We start from the raw sequence: 26,374 nt of genomic DNA, 5'->3' as shown, positions 1-26,374 counted from the left end.
TAGTATCTTAGCAAAGGCTAAAGTAATTATTCTGGATTAATTCAAACTTTATATAGTACCTATAGCTAAGGCATGCAACCCTTAGATAAACTGTTTTGTAAGCATAAGAATTATACCGCTGTTGTTTACACGATTATTCTGCAGGTCATAAATAGTCTAAAACTACAGCAAATATTACTACGGCAAATCACTATTAATTAAGTCATTTCTGTTGACCGGTTCATCAGAACACCCAACATAAAATTGCTCAGATACTGACCTATATTTTAAACCATTGTAAATTTCCCGTACAGCAATTTTGCGTTTATGGTAGAATCAATAATTAAACAATCATTAAAGGAAAAACTCAAAGAAATTTTCGGTTTTGATGCTTTTCGTGGCGAACAGGAAGTTATTATTAATAACATTGTAGCAGGAAAGAATACTTTTGTTATTATGCCCACGGGTGCGGGAAAATCGCTTTGTTATCAATTACCTGCTATGGTACTTGAAGGCACAGCTGTTGTTATTTCCCCACTTATTGCCCTGATGAAAAATCAGGTAGATCAGATGACCGCTTTTGGCATCAACGCTCAGTTTTTGAACTCTACGTTGAACAAAGCTGAGATGACCAAAGTGAAAAATGATGTATTGAGCGGAGAGTGCCGGTTACTTTATATTGCTCCGGAGTCACTTACCAAAGAAGATAATTTATCGTTCTTACAAAAAGCGAAGCTCTCTTTTGTTGCCGTTGATGAAGCCCACTGTATTTCAGAATGGGGGCACGATTTCCGTCCGGAGTACCGTAGAATCAGAGGAATCATTGATGATATCAGCCCTGATTTGCCAATCATTGCTCTTACGGCCACTGCTACACCAAAAGTACAACAGGATATAAAGAAGAATCTTAATATGGATGAAGCGATGATTTTTAAATCGTCGTTCAACCGTAAAAATCTGTATTACGAGATTCGTCCGAAAATAGATTCTAAAAAGCAGTTAATCCGTTATATCTTAAATAACAAAGGTAAATCTGGTATTGTCTATTGCCTGAGCCGGAAAAAAGTTGAAGAAATAGCCAATCTTTTGAGTGTAAACGGTGTCAAGGCGCTGCATTACCATGCAGGTCTGGATTCTGATACCCGGATGAGAAACCAGGATGCGTTTCTGAATGAAGAGGCCGATGTAATTGTAGCAACCATAGCATTCGGCATGGGTATCGACAAGCCTGATGTACGCTTCGTGATTCACTATGATGCACCTAAATCGTTAGAAGGCTATTATCAGGAAACCGGTAGGGCTGGTCGTGACGGACTGGAAGGAAACTGTCTGATGTTCTACAGCTTTGATGATATTCTGAAACTGGAAAAATTCAACAAAGACAAGACTGTTACCGAAAGAGACAACGCCAAAGCTCTGTTGATGGAAATGGTGGCTTATTCTAATCTCGGTATCTGTCGCAGGCGCCAATTACTAAGTTATTTTGGTGAGTATAGCGAAAAAGACTGCGGCTTTTGCGATAACTGTCTGAAACCAACCAAAAGGTTTAAAATAGAAGATGAGGCCGTATTGGCTTTAAAGGCTATACAACAAATAGGTGAACGATTTGATACTCAACACATTGCCGATGTACTGACAGCCAACACCGCCAATGCCTATATACGCAGTTACGAACACGATAAACTCGAAGTATACGGCAAGGGTAAAAACATGTTTGTTGATGCTGAAGACGATGATGATGAAGAGGATGAAGAAGAAGAATTGGAATCAGCCAACGATGAGGAACTGGAAGAAGATGAAGATACACCTGTTGTTACCAAGAGTCCTTCACATTCACCCAAAAAAGCTGAAAAATCTGCGAAGAAATCTGATAATAAAAAAACTCCGAACGACTACTGGGTTTCTATTCTACGCCAGATGATGGTATTAGGCTATCTTGAAAAAGATATAGAAAATGCCTATGGTGTAGTAAAGTTATCTGAAAAAGGTAAAAACTTTATTCTTGATTCGTATCCCATTACGATTGCAGAAGACCATAACTATGAAAACACCGAAAGCAGCGATGACGACGATGTACCAATGAATGGTGGCCCTGCAGGTGGTGGTGGTGCATTCGACTCAGCCCTATTCGAGTTGCTGAAGGCCTTACGTAAAAAAATAGCGAAAGAAAAAAATGTACCTCCGTACGTAGTCTTTCAGGATCCGTCTTTGGAAGAAATGGCTACTACTTATCCTACTGTCGCTCAGGATCTGGCTCAGATTAACGGCGTTGGTCTGGGTAAAGTACAGAAATTCGGTAAGCCATTCCTGGAATTGATTTCGAAATACGTTGAAGATAATGAAATAGAAACCACTCAGGACCTGGTCGTAAAATCAGCAATTAATAAATCTAAAATCAAGATTTATATCATTCAGCAAATTGACCGCAAGATTGATCTGGATGAAATTGCAGAGTCGAAAGATCTCACAATGGCTGAGCTGATAGAAGAGATTGAGCACATTTGCTACTCAGGTACTCGTTTAAACCTTGATTATTACATTAATCAGGTAATTGATGATGAACATCAGGACGAAATTTACGAGTATTTTATGGCCGCAGAAACCGATAATATACGCGCTGCACTCAAGACTTTTGAAGGTGATGACATTACCGAAGAAGAATTAAGATTAATGAGGATTAAATTCTTGTCGGAAATGGCAAATTAATTCTTTATATTTGGTGCGAGAAAAAGACGTAGCCATTGTTAACCATAATACAACAAAATCATGAAAAGTGTGAAAGGGACAACAACGTGCTTCACACTTTTTTATTTTAGTAATATTAAAGAGTAAATGATACTGATATTTTAATCCGATAGATTTTTATATCATGCCAAAACCAGTCGATTTTTTCAAAAAATACATATAATTTATAAAAATTTATCAATCAAAATCATCTAGTTATCATGAACATTTTTGTTGGAAGTCTTCCTTTTAGAATCGAAGAAAGTGAATTAAAGCAATATTTTGAAGAGTATGGTGAAGTTAGCTCAGTAAAAATCATTATTGACAAAGCAACCGGAAGAAGTAAAGGTTTTGCGTTTGTAGAAATGCCAGACGATGCAGCTGCTCTAAAGGCTATCAGCCAATTGAACGGTTCTGACATTGGCGGCCGTACAGCCGTTGTAAATCAAGCTGAAGAAAGAAGAGAAAGACCAAGCGGCGGCGGCGGTGGTTTCAACCGTGGCGGTGGTGACTATAACCGCGGTGGCGGTGGTGGTCGTCGCTACTAATATTCTTGAATTAAGTATCTGATATTATAAAGATCAGCCTCCATTTAATGGTGTGCCTGATTTTTTATACCCACATAAATCGGTACACTATAATAAAAAGCCTCTTAACTTGTGCTAAGAGGCTTTCAGTTTTTATACTGTTATGGCAGAGGCTTAACCATTATGTCTTTAAAATACACCTTGCTTTTGGGGTCATGACCCTGAAGGGCAAAAGTGCCACTGCTGATTCTCCTTCCTTCTCTTCCTTTGGGTAAATCAGCAGGTTCATCATATTCTACTACTGTTTTATCATTTATTTTAATGGTAACGTGTTTATCTTTTACAATGATATGCTCGGTATACCATACATTATCCTTTACCAAGGTATCTTTTACATCCTGAATCCCATATAAACTTCCGGTGCGGCGCCAATCGGTATGAGAGTTGTTTACCTGTACCTCATAGCCTTTGTCGGGCCAGCTACCCTGCTGGTACTGCGTATGAAAATAAATACCTGAATTTGAGCCCGGAGTGGTCATTACCTGAGTCTTAAACTCAAAGTTCTTGAAATCATGGTTATTAACAGAGCCTACATAAAATAAATGCGCCACCGGCCCGTTGACCGCAATAGTACCGTTTTCAATGCTGAAAGTACTTGCGTTATCTCCTACTTTCCAGCCATTAAACGACTTGCCGTCGAAGAGAGAATACCATCCTTTTTTCGCTTTCTGAGCAAAGCCCGCATTGGTAAGCATAAGCATGGCAAATGCTAAATAAAAAAATCTTTTCATAGTTTATCTGATTATCATTAAAGGTATACAACACCGAAATGTTGTTTGGTTAAATATACTCAACAATTTACGAATTAATTTCAATTCACAATCCGGAGAGTATACACAAATTCCTGTCATGTGGTACTAGCACTCGGTTGCACTAAGCGCCAACCCCGCCTGCGAGGTCTCCTTGTATTTTTTTGACATATCTTTTCCTGTTGCCCGCATCACTTTTATGACACTGTCGAGCGATATCTTCTGATATCCGGTATTACCTGACGATGCCAGCAGATAGGCATTATATGCCTTGATAGCCCCCATAGCATTGCGTTCTATACAAGGTATCTGTACGTATCCACCAATCGGGTCGCAGGTCATACCTAAGTGGTGTTCAATGGCTATTTCTGCTGCCGCTTCAACTGTTTCAACAGTGCGGCCTGCGCAATAGGCCAACATAGCAGCAGCCATAGCAGAGGCAGAGCCTATTTCACCCATACAACCCATTTCTGCACCTGATATACTGGCATTGTGCTTTATCAGAAAGCCTACGGCCGCAGCGGCAAGCATTCCTTCGCGCAATTTCTGTTTGTCATAATGATAATGGTGCCTTAACAAATACGTAATACCAGGGATTACCCCCGAAGCCCCGGAGGTCGGTGCCGTAACTACTATATTTCCGGCTGCATTTTCTTCTGATGCAGCCATACAATAGGCATTCAGAAAAACCATGAAACTATCGGTTGCTGAAGCATGGCTTTTGGCCTGTTCGTATAACACAGGGGCTTTCCGTCTGAGCTTGATGCTCCCGGGCAAAAGCCCTTTGTGCCGTAAGCCTCTTTTTACAGCTTTATGCATGGTTTCCAGAATATTATCAATTTTCTGATATATCTCCTTGCGCGATACCCCCGTCAGAGCCATCTCATTGGCTATCATTAAGTCTGTAAGAGAAAGATTGTCTTTTGCCAGATGCTCTTTCAGTTCTTTCATGCTTGAAAACGGGAACGCGGGTGTCTTATCAGAAGAAGCCTGCAGATTTTCTCCTTTCCTTTGAATGAATCCCCCACCGACAGAGTAATACTCTTCTTCCAGTAATACTCCTCCATCATGCAGCAACTGAAAAACCAGTGTATTCGGATGCGGTGAATCATAACGCCCTTTCTGAAAAATTACGCTTTTAGCAGTAAGTATAACTGGTCTTCCATTAATATTAATGGTATAAAAATCGTCCGGGTTTTTCAGAAGAGCCGTAAAGGCGGTAGGCTCACAGGTATCAGGCAACCAACCTAACAAACCGGCAATTACTGCCCGGTCGGTTCCATGGCCTTTACCGGTAGCACTCAACGAACCATACAAATGAATTTTAATCTGAAGTTCTCTTGATAACAATGAGTCAGGCAAAGCCAATGTTCGCTGAAGAAAGTCATAAGCTGCTTTCATTGGCCCGATTGTGTGCGAACTCGATGGTCCCGGGCCAATTTTAAATAAGTCGAATATAGAAGTCGTAATTGCCTCTTTTAGCATGTCTTTGAAGATGAAGTAAATTCTGTCACGAATTAATACCATTTCAGACAAAACACCAAACTTTCAGCAATCTCGCTTACTTACCCACCATTTCAGATGGCCGGCCACGCAAGGCACTCCAGGTCTCATCAATAGCTATTTGTGTAACCGCCTGCACTCCGGCTAACTCCAGAGCTGTCCAGACTGTTTCTCTCTTAATGTCACTTTTTATCTTTCCTGTTCCTTTAGGGTAACAAGCCCAGAACAGGCAATCGTACTTACCGGCATCTTTTACCGAAGTACAAAGCTCCTCCAATTCAGCCTGTTTGGTAGAAAAAACCTGTACAAAATCATACTTTTTATCTGCTTCCGGTCGGGTGTCGAACGAAAGACCCTCCAATATTATCAGGTATTCTTCGGGGGCGTTTACTATCAGTAAAGTCCCTTGCGCATTTAATCTCAGTTTTTTAAAAATAGCGTTTGCGTCCATGTTATTATTATTTCTGTCCGAGACTGAACCAATTACCGGAATCATCTTTAAATAAGGCCTCTATACCGTAAAATTCCTCAGTAGGCGTTTTAGTAAACTCTACCCCTTTTGCTTTCAGCTCTTCATAGGTAGCATAAATATCGTTACATTGAAACACCGCAAAACCAAAAGTACCTTTCTTTACGAGGTTACGCATTTGTTCGGCCGATTCCTCATCAAACATCATTCCGGGAGTAATCGACATCAGGGTAATCTCTACATCAGGCTGTTCGGGAGGTGTTACTGTGAGCCACCTCATCCCCGGTCCCATTGGGGCATCAGTTGCTACCTGAAAACCCAATTTGTTTACGTAGAAATCATAAGCGCTGTTCTGATCAAGAACATAAATACTTACATGAGAAATTCTAGATATCATTGTCGTTTAATTTAAATGAATACTGGCACAAACCTCAGTAATATTTCAGGGAGTTACTTCTTCAAAATTGCTTTTTTGTTTCCAGCCTCTTGCCTCAGCAAAACAGCCTGGTATATACCTAAGCGGTTTTGTCAGTATTTCAGCCTGTCGTTGTAATTGTTCCTGCTGATACACTGAAGGTGTTTTGCCTACATATTTTTTAAATAAACCGGTAAAAGAACTTATACTTTCGAATCCTACCTCATTACAAGCTTCGGCAATTGACACAGGTGTTTTTAGTAATAATTTTGCGTTTTCGATTCTTACGCTGGTAAGGTATTGATGAGGCGTTTTGCCGTAAGTATTTTTAAACAATCTGATGAAATGGAATTTCGAGAAGAACGCTTCATCTGCAATAGCATTTAAATCAATACTATCCTGATAGCATCTGTCAATAAATAGTTTGGCCTGTACTATTCTGCGGTAAAGGTATACTTTTGGGTATGGTACCTGCATGTGTTACTTATTTATTTTTAGTGTTTGGCTTTCTGAATACATCTTTACACAAAAAATAGCTATCTGCTTATTTGCGCAAAGTACAATTTTTCAACAAATCCTATTCCATACAAGAGATTAAATTTGCCAAAGCTCTGATCGGCTGCATTCATTTTCACTCGGCAAGTGCTCTCATCAAACTATACCTATTCGGTGATTTTCCGGAAACCTTGATAAACAGATTAAATCCGGACGTAGTATTTCATTTGGGTATATACTTAACCGAAAGAAAAAATTTATAAACAACCAGACAAATTAATTAAGATTCTACAAAAGAAAGATTATAAATTTGAACTTCTGTAGCCAATAAAGAAGCAAACTCTTTCAATGCGTTATCTGTTCTGAAATTAATACTTATTTAAACATTATTTATTATGTCTTTAAACACAGGAGACCAAGCCCCGGATTTTAAATTATATAGCAGCGACAAACAGGAAGTAAGCCTTGCTGATTATCGTGGCAAAAACGTTGTTATACTGTTCTTCCCAATGGCGTTTACAAGTGTTTGTACTGCCGAGCTTTGCCAGATGAGAGACGACATAGCCACTTATTCGAGATTAAATACTGATGTACTGGCTATTTCGGTAGACTCAATTTTTACTTTAGGAAAGTTTAAAGAAGAGCAGAAACTACCTTTCCCGCTTTTGTCTGATTTTAATAAAGAAGTGTCGCAGGCGTTTGATGCCTATTATGATACCTTCGCATTTGGCATGCGTGGTGTAGCTAAACGCTCGGCCTTTGTAGTAGATAAAGACGGTGTTATTCGTTATGCTGAAGTATTAGAAAAAGCCAGCGATGTGCCTGATTTTACAGCTATTAAAAATACGGTAGAGAGTCTGTAATCTGACTACAAATATTGAATCAGCCCTCTTTGGTGTTTGCCAAAGAGGGCTGATTTTTTATCAATCCTGAAAGCCTCCTACAATACTATTAACAATTGAAAGAATAAAACCGAAAATAAGCGGTTGCAAGAAACCATCTACTCTGAAACCTGAAACAAGCGAAGCACAGATATATACCACAAATACATTAACAACCAGATAAAAAATACCGAGTGTAAGAATGGTAATAGGCAAAGAAAGAATCTGAAGAATTGGTTTTACAAAGGTATTGAGAATACTCATCACAAAAGCCACTATTATTGCTGTAGTGAAATCCTCAACGTAAATTTTGCTCAGAATAGCAGGCATGTAATATACTGCGGCTCCACAGCATATTAAACGAATAATGTAGTTAAGCATAGCAAAAAGTCCTCCTTCCCCAAAGGAGCTAGGTTTTTATAGTTAGTACTGACATGCTCCATCTGGGTTGCCCTTACGGACGTGGAGTATGCCTTTTTATCAAAACATCGAGCACTTCATCAAACTCGTAGTTTTTCTGTTCTAAAAGTACTAAATAATGGTAAAATAAATCAGCCGCCTCGCCCAAAAATAATTCCTTATTATCATCTTTGGCTTCAATCACCAACTCTACGGCCTCCTCTCCTACTTTCTGTGCTACTTTATTGATTCCTTTTCTGAAAAGATGACTGGTATATGACTCGTCCGTAGGATTCTCCTTGCGGCCTTTAATAACCTCTCTCAGGTGGTTCACAAACAAAACCTTTTTATCGGCAGCGCTATTTACTTCATTGAAACAGGTATCGGCTCCGGTGTGACAGGTCGGGCCGTCTGGCGACGCATGAATCAGAATGGTGTCACCATCACAGTCAATCAGAATGTTTTTTACATGCAAAAAATTATTGGAGGTCTCTCCTTTCGTCCAAAGCCTTTGTTTGCTTCTGCTGAAAAAAGTCACGATGTTTTCCCGTAAGGTTTTTTCATAGGCTTCGGCATTCATATAGCCCAGCATCAGTACTTTGCCCGTTTGGTAATCTTGTATAATGACCGGCACAAGACCCTCGGGAGATTTTTCAAAATCTATTTTGGTATTCATTCCTTCAATAATTTTCCACAAAAGTACAGATGTTGAAAAAACTAATACCTATAAAAGTCTGAAAATTTATAGACATTCTGCAGAGCACTAAAATGCTCCGAAAAATTTCAAAAAAATATTCCCCACAAATACTCTTATAATCAGTCATTTACAGGTTATACTCAGAAAAAACTACATTTTTTTTCATTGCGGGCTTGACATATATTAAAAGACCCCTTATATTTGCAGTCCCATTCGACACCAACGAATGACAAGCGGAAGTAGCTCAGTTGGTAGAGCGTAACCTTGCCAAGGTTAAGGTCGCGAGTTCGAGACTCGTCTTCCGCTCGAAAAGTTCAGCACCCATCAAAAGGTGCTTTTTTTTTCTTAGGATTCGTCACCATCCAAAAATGACCATCCGCCGGGGTGGTGGAACTGGTAGACACGCAGGACTTAAAATCCTGTGAGCCGAAACGCTCGTACGGGTTCGATTCCCGTCCCCGGTACCAGTTATGCAAAAAACAGCATAATAAAAACAAAAAGAGTATAAGAAGCTTACCGCAACTTATACTCTTTTTTTATTTGGCTTTACAATTATGGCGTTTCTATCATTTCATCTATTGCGGACCTGAACCATCCCCAAAAATCCTCATACGACTGCCTTTTCTCCCACCCTTCAGACGCAAAATCATGAATAATTACAACTTTCTTTGGTTCCAATTTTTCCCAACAAGCTACGTCATCATTATCATATCTACGAGCAAAAGGTATAAGGTCACTTTTTGGATATCTTTCTTTTAACCCTTGAAATTTAGATTTTAATAGTTCTCCAGAAAGAATATGCCAAGGGCTTAAATCCAAGAGATTTTGCTCGACTACTTTTAAAAAAGAGACAGGATATTCAAACCACTTTGGTAAATCATTCTTTTCAATTAAAAAATTTGTCACTTCCATATCTTAATGGTTTTTACCGACTTAAACCTGTAATATTACCTCCTTGTAGATATTTTTTTCTAAATCCATTTGCTTGATTTTGGATTCTATTTTCCACAGCTTGCCCATAACTATTAGGTTTGATCCTAATCTACTACTTTTATACCTGATGCGTTATAATTGAGTAGTATTGGCACCTGCAATTTCCCCTCGCTGAGTGAATATGCTTCATATATTTCAAAATCATATAGAGGTAAGGGTAAAATACATTTAGATAAATATCATCAATTCGAACTGTTTAAAATTAACAATAATCTAAATACAGAAATTAATGTTTCTAGAATAAGTATTTAGAGAATGTTAAACACCTCGATAAAATATAGAACATTTAGCCAAGAGGAAATTTACACTTTCCATCTACCAATAAATAAGAAAGGTTGTCAAACAAATCGTTTTAATCTATCAATTGAGTAAAGGCTCCAAAACTAAAAATCTAAGCATCAATTTTTTTTGGCAAAAAGCCACTTAGCTTCTATCGAATGTCAGAGAATGGTAGGAAAAAGCCTTTAGATGGGTAATCAGGAGTAACTAATACCCATAATATATTGTTGTTATCACGATACCATTTTTCCTTATCCGCAGGATAGAAATCTATCACTGGTAAAGTGCCTTTTTCAATCTCAGTTATTACGTTTTCTTTTTCTAACCATTTCAGGTACGCACAGAATTTATCAAACTCTTGAAAGTTGTCAAAGCCTTTCATTGGAAATAATTCTATTTCATTTTCCATAGCGGAGTATGAAAGATGACTCTTGTTGAGCAATTGTATTTCTACCTGCCAGTAAAAGCAATAATACAAACGAAAATTTAAAGAGTTTCATGTGTTTTGCTTTAATATATAAATCAAGCCTAACGGAAGAGTTTGATATATAATAGTCAGCATTATTTGAATATTAATTCTAAATCTAATCAAAGCATTTCTGATTCAAATATTAACTCGCGAGGTGATTCACCAATAACTTTGGCAATTTCTCTTGCTCTTGTTTGACTAATAGCGCTACCACCAGAAATTCCCTTTTCTTTAATTGCCTTTAATAATCTTTCTGAAATGTAATCATCTCTTGTTAAAAAACGACATCTCCAAAAATCCAATTCTTTATTGAAATTCTTGTTAAGAAATAATTTGGTTGCGGATAGAGCAGTACCTGTATTATAGAAAATATCCATATACTCTTTATATGTACTCACTCGTAATTCATCTTCTTTTAAATTTAGATATTTCGTATGAAAACTCCTATCAAACTCTGAACGAGCAAAATCTACTGTGTGTTCTCCTGTATCTCTTTGAAAATAAAAATACCAATACTCGCTTACTTCATTAATTTCGTTCGTTTTCTTATTTAGTTGTTGGAAGGTAACTTGATAAAAATGATGAGAAGGCAATTTGAATTGCTCTAACAACTCTTTAAACTTTGAAGAAACAATATATCCATGAAGTAAAGAACTTAGATAGATTAAATCAGTATGTTTAGCGTTTTTGTGCATAGGCAGTTCTATTAAATCTAAGCTAAAGTTTGGTTGAATACCAGTACGAAATCTATCATCGTTTCTATCATTGGGCCACATAAAATCCTTTATTTGCCGATTTCTAGCCCAAAAACTATCATCAAACCAGGCTTGTCCAGTACCAGTTCTAATACCTGTTACCTTAGGCTCACCTCCATTTGTTGTGAAAATATAATATTCTACTTCCATTTATTTAAGAGCTTTAATATAATCATTCAAATGTAAAGAGCTATTTTGGGCGTTTTGAATAATGCCCTCCATTTTTTGAACAACTTGATTGATACTCTGAATTGTCAATTTTTTTGTCTGCAAGTTCTTTTGCACCATATTCATTATATGCAGAATGATTTCAGTGAAATCCTTTGTCCAGAGGAATAAGGTTTCCCATTATGCATCGAAACTCTTATATTGTTTTTTAGTCATTCAGTCTTTTGTTTTAATAATTCAAATTTCTAATGAGTTTTCCAAGAACGCTAAACACACCGACTAAATGTAGAACATTTAGCCGAACGGGTTATGTTTATGGAACTCTATAATCTCATTTTTTTCTATGAAATCCTCTCGAGTTGTTTAAATTAAAAGGAATTGTAGTTTTCAATTCTTGGAAAATATCTATCCTTTCAGATTTTATTTTTTTTAACGGAATACCATTGAAATCAATCTTATAAAAAAGATTTTTAACTAATTCTTTTTTTTCATAGATGTTATAGGTTGTTTCTATAACATCTATACTTGTATCATTAAAAATATAAAGTAGGTTTATTTCCCACATACTCGTATAAATATCCATTTCCACTTTCTGCAGTTTACTGTTGAAATAATATGCAGTGCCTTCATTTCCTTCGGTGCCAATATCTTCCAGTGAAAATCTGTATTTGATAGTATCAGACGATATTTTTGAATTAGAAATTACATCTTTTATTGAGTCTAAATCCATATGATCTATCTGCTTTTGTTTTATAGATTCTTTATTCGTTAAAGCCGTATCATATGCAATAGTGCGTTTATTAGTTTCTACAGTATGGTTACAAGAAAAGCAAAACAAAAAAAAGAGACAGATTAGAAAATGATATATTTTCATACAAACTAATTTTTACGGTAAATTAATAAAAAATCCTCTTTTATTTTTGGCAAGTGCTCTCAACTGCCTCATTGTCGAATTATATTTATATTCTACATGTATTGGATCAAAAAAAGATTTCCAATCTCCGCCCCACATTAAACCTTGCTTTTTTGCTACATTACCATAAGTTTTGTATTGCCATTCTAACCCTTTGGATAAATATTTCCCATCTTCAAAAATAGCAACATCTATAGCGATCGCAAAATTGTGGTTGCTTTGTCCTCCTTTTGCTTTAGACGCTCCTTTCCCATAAATTTCATCTTGCTCAGAATATGTCCTAAAGCCTCCTTGATAACCTATCCTTAGATCAGTTCCGTATCTCAGCTTCAACTCTAAAACTACAGCTTTCATTTGATTTTGAACCCTAGGATCTAATGAAGCAATGTTTACATTAGCACGTTCGTCTCCTGTGCTAATATCTTCTTATACCTGCGGCTACTACTTCTTGCTCAATGGTTACACCCCATGGATCATAGTGGTTTTTCCTGTGTTACCAGTGTCGGGTATGCCTGGTTGCTTTCGGTGGCATTTGGCTTTCCCACGCATCGGTAACTGGCTCTTACATGTTTCAAAAGCGCGTTCAAAGAACGCTAAACACTCCAACAAAATGTAGAACATTTAGCCAATCGGAGGAATAAAAGAAGGCAACTTTTTTTCATACTAATTTTAAAATTGAGCTTTTCAATGTTCTAAACTATGCTATTCCTTTAATGTATCTAATCCATATGGAATTTTGTCCCAGCCCCCGAAAGGAACATAATTAAGAGTATCGGGCACTTTTACATCCCAGTAAATAAAATTATAATCATCATCATAGCAATTTACTCTAAGCCAAAACCTTTCTTTTAACAAGTGCCTTCCTCTTTCAAACCTACCCATAGTAGGATGTGGTATCGTATATTCATGTTCAAAGGTTTCCCCTCTAATTGTAAATTTATAATAAATCGTAGACCTTCCCGAAAATTTTGTTGGGTAGGCGATTGTAATTATTGGGCATTCGTTAATTTTTCTTTCTATATAACTGTCTTGAATAAATACAGCTAATAGTACAAGTAAAATAACCGAAAAAATAATTATGGGCGGAATTATAATGTTTGCAGTTTTTTTCATAGAAATAAAGGCTATTTTTCTTTTTCTCCAAATTTTTCATCTATTTTAGAATTTGTGCTTTCTTCTGTCCATTTTGAAATTTTTGAATATATTACTTTCGCGCTTGATGCAGCTCCGTCTCCAAAACTATCAAGAACACCAAATGCGTTATCTTGCCCAATAGGGCTAAAAGGCATCGAATAATTTGTACTCGAAACTGAACGCTTATCTTCAATAACTGCATCATACAAAAGATTGGATCCATCACTTTGCTCTTTCAGATCTTCGTCTTCCGCCAACGGATCCCTTGCTATCTACCAATTGTAGCATCATACATGCAGGCACTGTAGTCTAAGTAATTCAAAGTACCTTGTAATTCTTTGCCGTTGTAGGTAAAGCGGTCTCTCAATTCAAATCTTGGCAGTTTGCTGGTATCCGCTACTACTTCTTGCTCAGCTGAATAAACTCCTGTTCCTGTGTTTAAACCTAATTTCTCTATTGATAAAATCACTATAAACAACATTTGCAGGTAAAACCCCTTTTCCTAAAAGTTCTACTTCAGCCATTGCAGCGGTTGAAAAACGAGTGCTGCTAATCGATTCATCGTTGTCCCGATGTGGAAGGGCTAAATTTAATAATTGCCAATGTTTTTTGCAAGGACGTGTCAGATATAAGCAATTAGGCGAAGCATCAGGTCAACAGGAAATGCTGGAAGCTGTAATTGAGCAGGTCAGAGGGCTTTAGTAAATGGGAAAGGTACTTTCATACCAATGCGTTAATTGAAAGAGTCGGGATGAATAGTCTATATTCAACTATAAATAATTTACAGTTTTCCTTAGCGGCTTTGCCCAAATAAATGGTCGAAAAAATGTTACTCCTGCAAATATTTACAGGAGTAACAAGAAGTGTGTGGATGGCAATAATTGTGTTAAAAACAAATCAGAACTTAATTAATGTCTGGATTCTGAAATTACGCGGAGTTCCGATATCAAACATCCATTCTTTAAATTCAGGATACCACCAGCCATTGGTGGCATAATTAATATTGGCCAGGTTATAGACATTCAGCCCGACACTGAATTTTTCGGTCTGATATGCAATGGTTGCATCATAGAGTGTATAGGCGGGCAGATATTTGTTACCTTCCATGGCATTCCAGCCGGGTTGCACACCGCTGCGTTCACCTGTGTATTGCATGCCTCCACCAAACGACAAGCCTTTCAGAATACCGGTAGTGAACTGGTATTTTAACCACACATTGGCCAGATTTTTGGCAGTACCCCCATTAAACAGACCAACCACTGTTGAGTCTTCATCTTTGGTAATACGGGCATCGCAATAAGAATAGTTGGCAGTAATACTTATATTATTATTGATTTTCCCCATCACATCAAAATCAAAACCCCGGCTGCGAATCTGGCCCGTTTTAACATAAAAACCATCATGCAACAAGTCGGCCGTGCCTACGTCATTTTTCTTGATATCATACCGCGACGCATTGATTAAAAGCTGGTTATCGAACAAAGAAATCTTCGCTCCTATCTCATCATTGGACCCTGTAAGTGCCGGCAAACGGCCTCCTCCGAAAATGGCTCCGCGTTGGCTTACAAAACTTTCGTCGTGGAGTGCGTAGAACGAAACATTTTTATTGAGCAGATAGGTGATACCTAAACGCGGAGTAAATTTCTTATCAATAACTTCATAAGCGGGGTCATTCTCAGTGCTGCTCCAGTCTTGTCCGGTGGTCAGGTGGGTATATCTACCCGCTAAGGTTAAAATCAGTTTGTCGTATAGTTTCAGGTGATCCTGCACATAAATGGCCATCCAGCGGTTTGTCGAACTCCAGGTATAAAAATCTTTATCCAGTTTCAGGCTGTCTTTATTCAGATAATACGCCGGTGTTTTTATAAGCAACGGAAATTTAGTATAGTCTCCCCAGGTACCGGCTGAAGTGCTTCCCTCACTTCCATCACCAAAGTCAAGGCCGGCCAATATACTATGTTCTGCACGTGACCCGGTATTGAATTTTCCGTCTACAAACAACTGCATATTCGTTAATTGTCCCCACCAGTCACTCATCGAATTGGCTCTGTAAAGTGTGTCCTTAGTCGGTGAAATACCCTGCAGACTCAGGGATGAACCATCCCAATTGGTAGTCATATAAGCTGCCTGCGCGTTGAGCGTCCATTTAGGTGCTATTTTATGCACCAGATGCATGCGATTATAAATATCTTCTCCCCAAAATTTCTTATGATTAGGGTCATTAATGGCCAGATTGACCGGCAAAGCCCAGAAATCGCCGTTAATTGAAATAGAAGTATGTGTATTTTCCTGTGTCTGTGCTTTTACATAGTTGTGTTCGAGTGTGATGCTCGTTTTGTCATTAAACTCATATTTCAGTACAGGAGCAACAAAAGTGCGGTTAAATGCTCCAAACTGGAAAAACTCATTGTTCTGCTGGGCTCCGGCATTTAATCTGAAACTCAGTTTACCATCATGCGAAAGGTTACCGCCTAAATCAATATGTGTGCGCATCAGGTTATAGCTGCCTACACCAAAGCCAATCTGCGCCGTGCGTTCATGTGTAGCCTGCTTGGTAACAGTATTCACCAGCCCACCCGGTTCAGAGTTGGCTAGCATGAATCCGGCAGGGCCTTTTACAAATTCTATTTTTTCTATCATGGCAGCATCTTCCTGTGCATTCCACCAGATAGGTCCACCCACACCGTTTCTGTAGGTTCCATAAGTGGCATTGGTACCTCTTATCTGGAGTGTCATATCTAATGTACCTCCATAGCTCTTGGTAACACCGCTCGATATTCTCGCAATTTCTCCCTTCGACAGCATGCCCATGTCGAGCAAAGTCTGCTTGGTGGCAATGTTGATGCTTTGCGGAATCTCTCTCAGTTCTGCTTTCACCCGCAGTGACTCAGAAGGCCTATCAACTACATACTTATCACTGCGTTCAGCGGTAACAGCCACTTCATTTAATAGCTTATTGTTTTCTTCGACCGTAATATCACCCAAATCCAGTGTCTCGTTAGCAATCAGCTCAATACTTTTCTCTACCTGATTATAAGCGCTTCCTCTGATCACGAGCGTATACTTGCCGGGTTTGGTGCTTATCATGAATTTACCTGATTCGTCAGTGACATTACCAGCTCTGGTATTCTTCAGCAAGACCGAAATAAAGGGGACAGGCTCCCCTTTATTCGACAAAACTTTTCCTGCAACCGCCCCTTTCTGAGCGATTACATTCAAAGAAATTATAAAACATATTAAAGTAAGGTAAGTGTATTTCATTGTTTATTTTTATTTAGACTAATTATAAATAAAGGCAAAACAAATAACAAATCGACTACCAAACAAGCAATATTCAGACTTTTATTGTTGTGTTGTAATTTTTGAATATTTTATTGAACAATGACTATAAAGTGCTGTGAAAGAGATAATTCAATAGATATCAGATACCTGTTTTAAGTATTAAAATCTTACTTGACAGAATAAAAAAGAAGCGAAGCGTTGAGAAGTTAATAATGTAATCAAAGCACAAAGGTTATGCTATGAATCCGAACATTATCTGGTGCAGAGTTTATCCGCAATAAATAAAAAAATTAGTTCGGGTAATTTTACTTACCCGAACTATGAATAACAATTATGGTTTTGTTGACATCGAAACAGGCGCATTTTCCGGCCGACTTCCCCAACTCTTGTTTGGGTTTTGCCCCATGTTTAAAACCAGTTTTCCTCCGTTCACAACGGTTTCATGCATTACCCAGGGACTGTTAAGGGCTTTGCCATTCAACTGCGCCGACTGGATATACAGATTCTGTGCTGAATTATTGCTGGTTTCAATCACAAATTGTTTGCCTTTATAATATTTAGGGTTTAGGTGAAATGTAATCTTATTGAAAACTGGACTACTGATTTCGTAATAAGGTTTAGGTGTTGTACCACCACTGGTAGAAAAAATTCCTGTTTTTAATAATACAGCCAGACTGCCCATTAGCCCCTGGTCTTCGTCTCCGCTGTATCCGGAATCAGGTGAAATACCGCTGTACACCTTATCAATAATCTGGCGTGTCCAATATTGCGTAAGCCACGGTGACCCCGAAAAATTAAACAGAAAAGGCGTTTGCATACTCGGTTGATTACCATAGTTGATATATACTCTGCGGTAGTGTTCCAGTAATTCTTTATCGTGCGATTTCCCCGATACAAAATCATGCTCTCTGGCTTTTTCAAAAGACTCGTTCAATTTATTAGTGAAAGCCTCACGGCCACCCATCAGGTTAATCAAGCCTTGAATATCATGCGGCACAAACCATGTGTATTGCGCAGCATTACCTTCTTCCCAGCCATTATCGTATCGCAAAATATCCACGGGTGTTGCCCATTTACCATCCAGTGTCCGGTTCCACATCCAGCCTATCTCCTGATTCCAGATGTTCCTGTAGTTTCCGGCACGTTTCATAAATAGGTTATAGTCGTCGGTTTTCCCTAAATCTCTGGCCATTTGCGCCAGTGTATAATCCTGATAGGCATATTCAAGCGTTTGGGTAGAACCATCCTGATGGAAACCATACTTGATATTGGTTAAAGGATGAGGCACATAGCCTCTTTCAATATAGTATTCAATGCCCCCGCCTTTCAGGGTATTGTGCTCATATCCTGCTTTACTCATTAGCCCGCCCGGAAAATGATTTTTCCGCATGCCCTCATAGGCCTTTGTGATATCAAAACCTCTGATGCCTTTCAGATATGCACTCACAATAAATGGAGTAGCCGGTGCACCGGTCATCACAAAAGTATAATTACCCCCAGCAGGGCCGCGTGGTATCAGCCCACCGTCGTTGTACATCAACAGCATCGAATTAATAAAAGACTCTGTTACTTCCGGATATACCAGATGCCAGAGGGTATTCAGCGACCATTGTGCTCCCCACAAAGCATCAAAATTATGATGATTAAATTTCGGTTTCCCATTGGCATCTAATGGAATTTGCTTGATCAAGCGCTCCGCGCCTGTCATGTCTGAATACTTACCGTTTACATCCGAAATGATTCGTCGGCCCAGCAAAGCATGCCATAAATCGGTATAAAAACGACTTTGCTCCAATTGCGTTCCTCCCTGAACCTCAATACGGCTCAACCAGTTGTTCCAGTCAATCTGGCTGTCGTTCACAACCTTGCCAAAATCCCAATGAGGTAATTCGGTTTTCAGATTTAATCTGGCTTGCTCTTCACTCACATACGAAATAGCCACTTTCATTTGCCGAACTTCGCCCCGCTTCGTTTTAAAACCCACATATACCCCTGTTCTCTCTCCTTCAATGGCCTCTTTTATTTCTTCCAGCTGCCCTTTTCTCCATCCTTTAAAAGTGTCGAAGGGTTTATCAAAAACAGCTACAAAAAATACAGTTAATGTTTTTGGCCTGCGAATGGTTGGTGCCATAATGGCGTATCCTTCTATTTCGCGGGCACTGATTTTTTTTACATATCCTTTCTGCGTATCTGATGGCCCCAGAAAAGTTGAAAAATCAAAAAGAATATGGCTCTGGTCTGATTTCGGAAACGTATACCTATGGAACCCCACCCTTGTGGTTGAGGTCAGTTCTGCCGTAATGTTGTAGGCATCTAAAACAACCTTGTGATACCCCGGCTTTACTACTTCTTTGTTGTGTGAGAACAGCGAACCATATTTTTGGTTACCCAGATGCCCTTTGAATTCTCCTACAGTGGGCATTACCGGAATGCCGGACAACTGCCAGTCGTGCACATGACTGAAACACTTGATACTATCGGAGTGATAACGATAACCGGAACCCCAATCGGAATTGACACCGGTGTCAGGACTCAGGTTGACCATACCGAACGGATGAGTGGCCGAATTGAAAAAGAACCACCTTGAATTGGCTGAGTCAACCCAGGGGTTTACCATATCGACAGGTCTCGGTTTTTGAGAAAAAACTGTATTGACTGCAAAAAAACTAATCAGAAAACTAAGAATATATTTCATGCTCAAATGTATTTGTATAAAGTATTACTTGCCCAGCCATGTCAACTGGCTCCAATGAGTCGGGCCATCATTTGTCTGTGTTTTGCCTTTGGTGCTTCGGCCTTCTTTTACATATTTTGTCAGCAAATCGGTCAGTTCTTTTACAATTTCCGGATGTTCGGCATAAACATTTCTGGTTTCAGCTATATCGGTTGAAAGATCATAGAGCTGAATGGGTGGAAGAGCCTGTGCTTCTTCACTGGTTTCTTTAGGCTTGCCGTTTCCACCTGAGTGCGAACACATAATCAGCTTCCATTTACCTTTTCTGATAGCAAAGAAACCATTAGAGGAGTGATGTATCACCGAAGCGCGCTGCTCAAAAGTAGATTTTTTACCGGTTACTTCGCTTAAGAAACTATAGCTGTCTTCAGCCACACCATCGCCCAACTGAGCATTGTTTAATTCGGCAACGGTTCTGAATAAATCGGTACTGCAAAGTAGTTTATCGGATACTTTACCCTGTTTAACAGCTTTACCCCAACTCACAATAAACGGTACTCGATGCCCGCCTTCAAAAATATCGGTTTTCAGTCCACGATAATCAATCGACGGATTATGTCCCTTGGTCAATTGAGCCTGCAGATTGGCAGAATTGGCAAAGCCATTGTCTGATGTAAATACGATAATGGTATTGTCATAGACTCCGTTTTTTTTCAGTGTGGCTACTACCTGCTTTACTACGTCGTCAACCATCAGTACAAAGTCTCCGTAGGGGGAAACTTTACTTTTACCCACAAACTCACCTAATGGTAAAACAGGCGTGTGCGGTGCAGCCAGCGGGAAATACAGGAAGAACGGTTTGTCTTTATTGGCATTCCGGTTGATGAAGTTCAGCGCTTTTTCTGTGAACTTACCAATTACTTCTTCCGGCTTAAAGTCAGGCGCGCTGATACCTGCCCTGAACAACTCTATGCCCGTTCTGCCAACGCAGGTATCTTTCGGAATGGTAGTGCAAAAACCGTTTTCTACGTAAGCATAAGGTGGCATATCTAACGATGCCGGAATACAGAAAGAGTAATCAAATCCATTGCTGTTCGGATTGTTCCTTACTTGTTTCGTAAAATCTACCTTCTTTTCTCCAGCCTCAATATTGCCCCAGGTCATTCCCAGATGCCATTTACCTACAATGCCCGTTTTGTAACCCTGCTTTTGCAGGAATGAAGCCACCGTTTCTCTTTTAGGGTCAATCAAGGGCGTGTCGTAGCCATGCAGTACTCCTTTCTTAAGTGGAGTCCGCCAGTTATACCGGCCTGTCATGATGCTGTATCGGGTAGGTGTACAAACGGCAGAGGTTGTATGTGCATCGGTAAAACGGACACCGCCCTGGGCCAGTTTGTCAATATTTTCTGTCTGTATCTTTCCGTTTGGATTATAAGAAGATACGTCACCGATACCTAAGTCATCGGCCAGTATATACACAATGTTTGGTTTTTGAGCAAAACCTGTTGACAGGATATTCCAACAGATGAGTATACTCAAAATGTATTTTTTCTTCATAATAGAATCAGTTTATATTCAGGTTGCTACTTTAATTCAAATGTGTAATTACCCGGCTTGGTATCGGGCAGATAATAATAGCCGTTTTGTGGTTTAATATTGCTGTGCTGTCCATTGATAGTTAAACGCGTTCTTTTTGTATCAGCAGGAACATATATATTAGCCTGAGTGCCTCCCGGCACTATCACTTGCATGGTTGTGACATTATTGGTTCTATTAAACGACACTGATACAGGGCCTTTGATGGTTGGCGTTTTGAGATTAGCAGAAGCCAGACTACCTAATTGGGGTTTAATCTGAAAAATTTCAAAGCCCGGACTTACCGGTTCAACGCCCATCAGTTTCCTGACGATGATATTGGCAGGTACCGCGCCCCATGCATGGTTCCAATCGAGGTTGTTTTTATATACTTTGTCCCATGCCTCCAAGGTTATGGTTGAACCGACCCTGATCATATTATACCAGCTTCTTTGGGCGGTGGATGAAAGCAATTCAAGCCCATATTCTGCTTCGCCCGCTTCATATAACGCATCCATCAGAAACTGAGACCCATACACACTACAGGCCATTTTTCTGCTTTTGATAAACTGAATTACCCTGCTGACATCTTTCTCGGGTATTAACCCAAAGGCCAATGCAAACATATTGGCATGTAAGGATGTATGGTTGGTGCTATCTCCGTCTTTAATCAAACCTGTTTTTGGATCCTGAAAGGTCTGAAGAAAAGATTCATACACTTCTCTGCCTTTAACTGCGTACATTTTCTCATCTTCTGCTTTACCTAAAACACGTGCTATTTTTTGCATCAAGACCAGGTTTCGGTAATAATAAGCATTAATAACCGAGTTGTAAGTGTTATAAACAAAGCCGTCTGTTTCTCCCTTATACTCTTTTTCATTACCTATGTAATCGCCGGTTTGGGGCCAGTCTACATTGTCGTGCAGGCCACGCCGGTTATCAAAAGTCTTGGTAATATAAATGGTTTTCAGAAACTCATCCGTTTGCTTATTGGTTCTGGTGCTTATCAGCCCTCCTTTACCGGCCAGTGGCATCAGTATTTTGTTTTGTAAGTCACCATAGTACTTCTTTAATAATTCAACATTTCCGGTATACTCATAGTCATTCCATGCAATGAGCACATTCTGCAAACTCCACTCGGTGGGCCATGTAGGGTGATAAATCAGGTAATTCAAAGAGCGACGGCCGATACTGTATTCGGCATCTACTGCATAATGAGACAACTGATTGATGAGTGCATCGGCTTCATAGGGAATCCGCTCGCGGTCGCCGTCCACATAATATCCGGTAAAGCTGGTGGCTTTCATAGAATACTTGCACAAATCCCATACCTGATTCAGTACGGAATCGCTGGATACAAAATGAGAAGCGTTTTCATCAAACGGATAAAACACGATCTTTCTTTTGACGGATTCCTTGTTGAGGCTGCCCTTAAAGTTATGAATACTTACATATCTGAAAGGATAGACTTCTCCCATGTAATCGGGCATCAACACAGGGTTACGACTATTTCGCTTTTCATTGGTTTCCCATTGGATGGTATACGTATGCGCACCTGATTGAACGAAAAGAGGAATTTTCAGATAACGTATATTTCTGCCGGGATTTTTATGAATAACAGCAGGACGCTCTATGGCTTCGCCCACTTCAATCCAGACAGAATCACTTGTGGGGCTTGTCAGATGTAACGTCAACTGTGCAAGTGCATCTTTCCCAAAATCCAGAAAAAAAGATTCTGAACCGGTTTTTGTTATTTGAACCGGTTGCTGTATTTCAGCCGTCAAAGGCTGATGTGCAAAAGGCTCTTTGGTATTGGGTGTATCAAGATAGAATGACGAGGTTTCCGAAAAGCCCGAAGCCCTGCCTTGTGTATCCCATACCTGCACTTTCCAATAATAAATTCTGTCTGGCTCTAAAGCTTTACCAGTATATACAGCCTTATTTTTAGAGGAACTAACCCTTTGAGAATCCCATAAGTCAGCCTTGTTGTTCTTTAGCATTTGTGCGTCTGACGCCACCAGTATTCTATAAGCCCCAACCCGACCCGTTGAAAGGTCTGTTTCCCAATTAAAATGAGGTTTTGTGTTACTTATATAAGCCCACTGAAACCGTTGCTTCTGGTTGATTGCAGATGCCAGTGATTCATTGGTCTGAATGCCGCTTTGGTAAACCATATCAGTATTCAGCAATAAATCACACCGCAACCTGAAAGGCTTCTGGCTTTTTGATTCTAAAAACAATAAAGTACAAAACGCTACCAAAAGAAACTTTTTCATGAATCAGCACAATTGAATTTGAACAACATAGTCAGGCCTCTAACGCCCGAAATTATACTTTTGGAAAAACAAAACCATTATGGTAGGTCGGTTTAATTAATGCATTTGCCTTTTTGTTGTCAAATTTCCCCTTGGCAGCGTCCCAATGGATTCTGTCTCCACTTCGCAGCGAAACATTGCCCATGTGCGCATTGATGGCTACTGTTGCTCCGGCATGAATAGGACAAGCCAACTGGTCGAGTTTGTCATTTTTAATTACATCGATAAAGTTCTGCGCATGAAGTTCCAGACCATTATCTGATTTTTCTATGAGTGGCACCCCTTCCATTCTGAATCCATTTCCTTCTCTTTCAGGTATTACTTCCCAGCCGGTGCGTGTTACTACCAATGTTCCTTTAGTGCCTATAAAGGCAATGCCGTGTCCTCTGCCATACTGTCCTGCGCCGGTGCCCATGTAATGTTCCCAGGTATTTGAGAAACTGCCGAAATCATAAGTTACATGTATATAGTCCGGTGTTTCACGGGCATCATTGGGAAAAAGTCTTTTTCCTCCGACAGATGACACAGAAAGCGGCTCATTGACACCCATACCCCAGAGTACAATGTCAATCAGATGCACACCCCAGTCGCACATCAACCCGCCGGCATAATCCCAGAACCAACGGAATTCGTAATGAAAACGATTGGCATTGAATGGGCGTTTGGCTGCAGGCCCTAACCACATATCATAATCCACTCCGGCAGGTACAGAGCTATTCGCTACTACGGGAAGCGGTTGAGTGCCTCGATACATCCATGTTTTGGTATTAATAATGGTGCCCAGTTTACCCGATTTCACAAAGGCGACGGCATCTTTAAAGTGTTTCTGGCTTCTTTGCCATTGATTTACCTGTACCACCTTGCCTGACGCTTCTACTGCGCGCACCATAGCTTTGGCTTCACCAATAGAATTGGCCACCGGTTTTTCGACATACACATGCTTGCCGGCAGAAAGGCTGTCAACCAGTTGCAGGCAATGCCAATGATCGGGAGTTGCAACAATGACTGCATCCAGATTTTTGTCTTCAAGCATTTTGCGGTAATCTTTGTAAACGGTAAGATTCGGAAACCCCGCCTTGCTTAAATCAGCTTTACGTTTAGCCAGTTGGTCGTCGTCAACATCACAAATGGCGGTAAGATTTACTTCGTTTATTTTCAGAAAAGCTCTGATATTATTGAATCCCTGATTTTTTACACCAATCAAACCAACATTGATTCTGTCGCTTGGAGCAACCTTTTTTCTAATCGATGCAAGCGCTTCTAAGGGTAGTAATTCCATTAATCCTAAACCCCCGATTGCCGTAGCAGTGTTTCTGATAAAATTTCTGCGAGAACTCATTTTTTGTCAATTAAAGAATGGATTGAATTATTTTTCGGGTATTATTTCCAATACAGGCTGGCTGAGGTCCTGACTTGCAGGAACCTCATACACCAGTTTGTAGAAATAGGGAACATCGTCGGCAATAGCATATTTTTTCTCTGTATCCTTACTGTCGACTTTTTCAATTTGGGTTACGTTAAGCAAGGTTTTAATATTCAGCCGCATGCCTGACAAATTCCAGACTTGTTGAGAGAAGTTCTCCCTTTCCATATTGGGTGCATAAACTAAAACTTCCAATTGATATGGGCTCATTGTATTGGCATAAACAAGCATAGCTGTCTGTGTGGTTTTTACATTCGTATGCCCGTCTCCCAGAATAGCCAGCCAACCGATGTCACCGTTTCCGGTTTTCCAGTGTATAGTACCTGCTTTTATCTGCTCCCATACTCTTTTATTACCCCATAAGCCGCCCATCATCCACTCTTTATAGATGGCAGTACTTACCCTTTTGATACTGTCTCCTTTGTAATTATTTGGCACATTGCGGGTGATAAATCTGTTTTTAGGCGCAGCTTTCAGCGACTTTAATACTTCTTTCGGAATAGCCAGACCCATACTCATAATAGGTATGAGGTTACTCATTTCGCCATACTTGGGGCCAATTGTGACAGGTATGGGCGCAAGAGCTTCATTGTCCAGAGCCAAAGCAATCCAGATTCCTGTGATGGCAAAGTATCTGGTCATATCCATGCCATAGCCTCTGAAATGCGGCCCGGGCATATTCTTAAGATAGGGATTATAGAAAGTAGCCACTTCCTGCCAGAACTCTCTTTCAAGGGTTTGCGCCATTGAACGCATCTCGTCCGAAAACGACAACTCCCGCCATAGGGCAATCCCGATGAGCGTTACACCGTAGTAGGTAGGAGAATTATATTCGCTGAAAGTCTTGTTACGCTGGTACAAGTTGTAAATAGCATGTGCTTTGGTTATGCCAGCTTTTTTAAGGTGTTCTATCCCGAAAGCAGTTCCTACATATTCCATCAAAAAAGCACTCATGATAGAAATATTGGTGTAGTCTGCCCCTACGTTTCTTTTATAGGCGCCTTTGGCTGCGTGTATCAACCCTGAATCAATGTCTTTCAGGACTTTCTCCGGTAGTAAATGTTGGAATTTCTGACGGATAATGATTAAGTCACAGCCGATGAACTCCCGCCAGTTCTGGTCAAATCTGTCGTTTAAGACAGCCGTTTTCCAGATACCATAAAGATTTGAGTTTTCATCCTGATACTGATTCCGGAGAATCCACTGCAAAATCACCGCGGCTTTCTCTTTATCGCCCGCTGCGTTTCTGAATAATAGTGCCTGGGCTGTCCGGGTTTTAGAGCGCAGACTGGTGTTATCTGTCAGTACCGATTCTACACTTACTCCCTGTGGTATTTCGCTGTCAAGAAAGGTATCGAATAGTTTTTTGGTATAAGGCGATAAAGTCGGATAAGCATAGGCATGTGTATAAACACTGCCATTCTTCTGAGCCTTTGTTTGCCAACAGCCCAGTATCCCGACCAGCATAAGTATAATGAATTCTTTTCTCATAGTGT

The 26,374-nt window shown here is 39.7% G+C and carries 24 protein-coding genes and 2 tRNA genes; 5 read left to right on the top strand and 21 right to left on the bottom strand.

Features of this window, described 5'->3' with window-relative positions; genetic code table 11:
* Nucleotides 1–306 precede the first annotated feature (306 nt).
* Together AC1RRY_RS01875 and rbp are read left to right on the top strand one after the other, a co-directional pair.
* Complete coding sequence (locus AC1RRY_RS01875; RefSeq protein ID WP_492818542.1) at nucleotides 307–2,685, top strand: RecQ family ATP-dependent DNA helicase; 2,379 nt, start codon at nucleotides 307–309, stop codon at nucleotides 2,683–2,685.
* Nucleotides 2,686–2,924: 239 nt separating this feature from the next.
* Nucleotides 2,925–3,251: an RNA-binding regulator gene (gene rbp / locus AC1RRY_RS01870; RefSeq protein ID WP_492818544.1), complete on the top strand. Its 327-nt coding sequence runs from the start codon at nucleotides 2,925–2,927 to the stop codon at nucleotides 3,249–3,251.
* A gap of 140 nt (nucleotides 3,252–3,391) precedes the next feature.
* Here rbp and AC1RRY_RS01865 read toward each other — a convergent pair whose 3' ends face one another.
* From AC1RRY_RS01865 to AC1RRY_RS01845, 5 genes are all read right to left on the bottom strand, one after another.
* Entirely contained in the window at nucleotides 3,392–4,021 is a 630-nt protein-coding gene (locus tag AC1RRY_RS01865) for a 3-keto-disaccharide hydrolase (RefSeq protein ID WP_492818546.1), read from the bottom strand.
* A 126-nt stretch (nucleotides 4,022–4,147) separates the two neighbouring features.
* Complete coding sequence (locus tag AC1RRY_RS01860; RefSeq protein WP_492818548.1) at nucleotides 4,148–5,524, bottom strand: L-serine ammonia-lyase; 1,377 nt, start codon at nucleotides 5,522–5,524, stop codon at nucleotides 4,148–4,150.
* 76 nt (nucleotides 5,525–5,600) lie between these two features.
* Nucleotides 5,601–5,993: a hypothetical protein gene (locus AC1RRY_RS01855; protein WP_492818550.1), complete on the bottom strand. Its 393-nt coding sequence runs from the start codon at nucleotides 5,991–5,993 to the stop codon at nucleotides 5,601–5,603.
* A 7-nt stretch (nucleotides 5,994–6,000) separates the two neighbouring features.
* Nucleotides 6,001–6,408 (bottom strand): VOC family protein, encoded by a 408-nt coding sequence (locus AC1RRY_RS01850; RefSeq protein WP_492818552.1) that lies wholly within the window; start codon nucleotides 6,406–6,408, stop codon nucleotides 6,001–6,003.
* 45 nt (nucleotides 6,409–6,453) lie between these two features.
* Nucleotides 6,454–6,903 (bottom strand): AraC family transcriptional regulator, encoded by a 450-nt coding sequence (locus AC1RRY_RS01845; protein ID WP_492818554.1) that lies wholly within the window; start codon nucleotides 6,901–6,903, stop codon nucleotides 6,454–6,456.
* Between the two features lie 413 nt (nucleotides 6,904–7,316).
* Here AC1RRY_RS01845 and AC1RRY_RS01840 point away from each other — a divergent pair, with 413 nt between their 5' ends.
* The gene (locus AC1RRY_RS01840; protein WP_492818556.1) at nucleotides 7,317–7,784 is read left to right on the top strand and encodes a redoxin domain-containing protein; all 468 of its coding nucleotides are present in this window, start codon (nucleotides 7,317–7,319) and stop codon (nucleotides 7,782–7,784) included.
* Between the two features lie 60 nt (nucleotides 7,785–7,844).
* Here the strand turns inward: AC1RRY_RS01840 and AC1RRY_RS01835 are convergent, their stop codons facing one another.
* Nucleotides 7,845–8,183 (bottom strand): phage holin family protein, encoded by a 339-nt coding sequence (locus tag AC1RRY_RS01835; protein WP_492818558.1) that lies wholly within the window; start codon nucleotides 8,181–8,183, stop codon nucleotides 7,845–7,847.
* 73 nt (nucleotides 8,184–8,256) lie between these two features.
* Complete coding sequence (gene hisIE, locus AC1RRY_RS01830; protein ID WP_492818560.1) at nucleotides 8,257–8,877, bottom strand: bifunctional phosphoribosyl-AMP cyclohydrolase/phosphoribosyl-ATP diphosphatase HisIE; 621 nt, start codon at nucleotides 8,875–8,877, stop codon at nucleotides 8,257–8,259.
* Between the two features lie 254 nt (nucleotides 8,878–9,131).
* On the opposite strand from hisIE, the gene AC1RRY_RS01825 reads away from it, so the two are divergent.
* Nucleotides 9,132–9,204 (top strand) — tRNA-Gly (locus tag AC1RRY_RS01825).
* 72 nt (nucleotides 9,205–9,276) lie between these two features.
* Nucleotides 9,277–9,365: transfer RNA gene (locus AC1RRY_RS01820), tRNA-Leu, on the top strand.
* An 85-nt stretch (nucleotides 9,366–9,450) separates the two neighbouring features.
* Here the strand turns inward: AC1RRY_RS01820 and AC1RRY_RS01815 are convergent.
* From AC1RRY_RS01815 to AC1RRY_RS01750, 14 genes are all read right to left on the bottom strand, one after another.
* The gene (locus AC1RRY_RS01815; protein ID WP_492818562.1) at nucleotides 9,451–9,810 is read right to left on the bottom strand and encodes a hypothetical protein; all 360 of its coding nucleotides are present in this window, start codon (nucleotides 9,808–9,810) and stop codon (nucleotides 9,451–9,453) included.
* Nucleotides 9,811–10,321: 511 nt separating this feature from the next.
* The gene (locus AC1RRY_RS01810) at nucleotides 10,322–10,579 is read right to left on the bottom strand and encodes a hypothetical protein (RefSeq protein ID WP_492818564.1); all 258 of its coding nucleotides are present in this window, start codon (nucleotides 10,577–10,579) and stop codon (nucleotides 10,322–10,324) included.
* Between the two features lie 179 nt (nucleotides 10,580–10,758).
* Nucleotides 10,759–11,544: a hypothetical protein gene (locus AC1RRY_RS01805; protein WP_492818566.1), complete on the bottom strand. Its 786-nt coding sequence runs from the start codon at nucleotides 11,542–11,544 to the stop codon at nucleotides 10,759–10,761.
* Between the two features lie 349 nt (nucleotides 11,545–11,893).
* The gene (locus AC1RRY_RS01800; RefSeq protein WP_492818568.1) at nucleotides 11,894–12,436 is read right to left on the bottom strand and encodes a hypothetical protein; all 543 of its coding nucleotides are present in this window, start codon (nucleotides 12,434–12,436) and stop codon (nucleotides 11,894–11,896) included.
* Between the two features lie 12 nt (nucleotides 12,437–12,448).
* Nucleotides 12,449–12,829 (bottom strand): M15 family metallopeptidase, encoded by a 381-nt coding sequence (locus AC1RRY_RS01795; protein WP_492818570.1) that lies wholly within the window; start codon nucleotides 12,827–12,829, stop codon nucleotides 12,449–12,451.
* A 348-nt stretch (nucleotides 12,830–13,177) separates the two neighbouring features.
* The gene (locus AC1RRY_RS01790) at nucleotides 13,178–13,588 is read right to left on the bottom strand and encodes a hypothetical protein (RefSeq protein ID WP_492818572.1); all 411 of its coding nucleotides are present in this window, start codon (nucleotides 13,586–13,588) and stop codon (nucleotides 13,178–13,180) included.
* 11 nt (nucleotides 13,589–13,599) lie between these two features.
* Complete coding sequence (locus AC1RRY_RS01785; protein WP_492818574.1) at nucleotides 13,600–13,866, bottom strand: hypothetical protein; 267 nt, start codon at nucleotides 13,864–13,866, stop codon at nucleotides 13,600–13,602.
* A gap of 11 nt (nucleotides 13,867–13,877) precedes the next feature.
* On the bottom strand, nucleotides 13,878–14,078 hold the full coding sequence (locus tag AC1RRY_RS01780) for a hypothetical protein (RefSeq protein WP_492818576.1): 201 nt from the start codon (nucleotides 14,076–14,078) through the stop codon (nucleotides 13,878–13,880).
* Nucleotides 14,079–14,506: 428 nt separating this feature from the next.
* The gene (locus AC1RRY_RS01775) at nucleotides 14,507–16,870 is read right to left on the bottom strand and encodes a TonB-dependent siderophore receptor (RefSeq protein ID WP_492818578.1); all 2,364 of its coding nucleotides are present in this window, start codon (nucleotides 16,868–16,870) and stop codon (nucleotides 14,507–14,509) included.
* A gap of 352 nt (nucleotides 16,871–17,222) precedes the next feature.
* Complete coding sequence (locus AC1RRY_RS01770; RefSeq protein WP_492818580.1) at nucleotides 17,223–19,586, bottom strand: GH92 family glycosyl hydrolase; 2,364 nt, start codon at nucleotides 19,584–19,586, stop codon at nucleotides 17,223–17,225.
* Between the two features lie 24 nt (nucleotides 19,587–19,610).
* Nucleotides 19,611–21,122 carry a sulfatase family protein gene (locus tag AC1RRY_RS01765; protein WP_492818582.1) on the bottom strand — a complete coding sequence of 504 codons (1,512 nt, stop codon included), beginning with the start codon at nucleotides 21,120–21,122 and terminating at the stop codon, nucleotides 19,611–19,613.
* A 26-nt stretch (nucleotides 21,123–21,148) separates the two neighbouring features.
* The gene (locus tag AC1RRY_RS01760; RefSeq protein WP_492818584.1) at nucleotides 21,149–23,416 is read right to left on the bottom strand and encodes an alpha-L-rhamnosidase-related protein; all 2,268 of its coding nucleotides are present in this window, start codon (nucleotides 23,414–23,416) and stop codon (nucleotides 21,149–21,151) included.
* A 52-nt stretch (nucleotides 23,417–23,468) separates the two neighbouring features.
* Nucleotides 23,469–24,794 carry a Gfo/Idh/MocA family protein gene (locus tag AC1RRY_RS01755; protein WP_492818586.1) on the bottom strand — a complete coding sequence of 442 codons (1,326 nt, stop codon included), beginning with the start codon at nucleotides 24,792–24,794 and terminating at the stop codon, nucleotides 23,469–23,471.
* Between the two features lie 27 nt (nucleotides 24,795–24,821).
* Nucleotides 24,822–26,369, bottom strand: coding sequence for a DUF8769 domain-containing protein (locus AC1RRY_RS01750; RefSeq protein WP_492818588.1), 1,548 nt, complete (start codon nucleotides 26,367–26,369; stop codon nucleotides 24,822–24,824).
* Nucleotides 26,370–26,374 lie beyond the last annotated feature (5 nt).

This window comes from Emticicia sp. GW821-FHT11C11, from assembly GCF_058808615.1.
Note: the sequence above shows the minus strand (reverse complement) of the source record. Positions and strands in the feature narration are given on the sequence as shown.

What these genes read in the sequence shown, in the direction of transcription:
- AC1RRY_RS01875 (WP_492818542.1), top strand. Translation starts at nt 307, where the DNA reads ATGGTAGAATCAATAATTAAACAATCATTAAAGGAAAAACTCAAAGAA.
- rbp (WP_492818544.1), top strand. Translation starts at nt 2,925, where the DNA reads ATGAACATTTTTGTTGGAAGTCTTCCTTTTAGAATCGAAGAAAGTGAA.
- AC1RRY_RS01865 (WP_492818546.1), bottom strand. Translation starts at nt 4,021, where the DNA reads ATGAAAAGATTTTTTTATTTAGCATTTGCCATGCTTATGCTTACCAAT.
- AC1RRY_RS01860 (WP_492818548.1), bottom strand. Translation starts at nt 5,524, where the DNA reads ATGCTAAAAGAGGCAATTACGACTTCTATATTCGACTTATTTAAAATT.
- AC1RRY_RS01855 (WP_492818550.1), bottom strand. Translation starts at nt 5,993, where the DNA reads ATGGACGCAAACGCTATTTTTAAAAAACTGAGATTAAATGCGCAAGGG.
- AC1RRY_RS01850 (WP_492818552.1), bottom strand. Translation starts at nt 6,408, where the DNA reads ATGATATCTAGAATTTCTCATGTAAGTATTTATGTTCTTGATCAGAAC.
- AC1RRY_RS01845 (WP_492818554.1), bottom strand. Translation starts at nt 6,903, where the DNA reads ATGCAGGTACCATACCCAAAAGTATACCTTTACCGCAGAATAGTACAG.
- AC1RRY_RS01840 (WP_492818556.1), top strand. Translation starts at nt 7,317, where the DNA reads ATGTCTTTAAACACAGGAGACCAAGCCCCGGATTTTAAATTATATAGC.
- AC1RRY_RS01835 (WP_492818558.1), bottom strand. Translation starts at nt 8,183, where the DNA reads ATGCTTAACTACATTATTCGTTTAATATGCTGTGGAGCCGCAGTATAT.
- hisIE (WP_492818560.1), bottom strand. Translation starts at nt 8,877, where the DNA reads ATGAATACCAAAATAGATTTTGAAAAATCTCCCGAGGGTCTTGTGCCG.
- AC1RRY_RS01815 (WP_492818562.1), bottom strand. Translation starts at nt 9,810, where the DNA reads ATGGAAGTGACAAATTTTTTAATTGAAAAGAATGATTTACCAAAGTGG.
- AC1RRY_RS01810 (WP_492818564.1), bottom strand. Translation starts at nt 10,579, where the DNA reads ATGGAAAATGAAATAGAATTATTTCCAATGAAAGGCTTTGACAACTTT.
- AC1RRY_RS01805 (WP_492818566.1), bottom strand. Translation starts at nt 11,544, where the DNA reads ATGGAAGTAGAATATTATATTTTCACAACAAATGGAGGTGAGCCTAAG.
- AC1RRY_RS01800 (WP_492818568.1), bottom strand. Translation starts at nt 12,436, where the DNA reads ATGAAAATATATCATTTTCTAATCTGTCTCTTTTTTTTGTTTTGCTTT.
- AC1RRY_RS01795 (WP_492818570.1), bottom strand. Translation starts at nt 12,829, where the DNA reads ATGAAAGCTGTAGTTTTAGAGTTGAAGCTGAGATACGGAACTGATCTA.
- AC1RRY_RS01790 (WP_492818572.1), bottom strand. Translation starts at nt 13,588, where the DNA reads ATGAAAAAAACTGCAAACATTATAATTCCGCCCATAATTATTTTTTCG.
- AC1RRY_RS01775 (WP_492818578.1), bottom strand. Translation starts at nt 16,870, where the DNA reads ATGAAATACACTTACCTTACTTTAATATGTTTTATAATTTCTTTGAAT.
- AC1RRY_RS01770 (WP_492818580.1), bottom strand. Translation starts at nt 19,586, where the DNA reads ATGAAATATATTCTTAGTTTTCTGATTAGTTTTTTTGCAGTCAATACA.
- AC1RRY_RS01765 (WP_492818582.1), bottom strand. Translation starts at nt 21,122, where the DNA reads ATGAAGAAAAAATACATTTTGAGTATACTCATCTGTTGGAATATCCTG.
- AC1RRY_RS01760 (WP_492818584.1), bottom strand. Translation starts at nt 23,416, where the DNA reads ATGAAAAAGTTTCTTTTGGTAGCGTTTTGTACTTTATTGTTTTTAGAA.
- AC1RRY_RS01755 (WP_492818586.1), bottom strand. Translation starts at nt 24,794, where the DNA reads ATGAGTTCTCGCAGAAATTTTATCAGAAACACTGCTACGGCAATCGGG.
- AC1RRY_RS01750 (WP_492818588.1), bottom strand. Translation starts at nt 26,369, where the DNA reads ATGAGAAAAGAATTCATTATACTTATGCTGGTCGGGATACTGGGCTGT.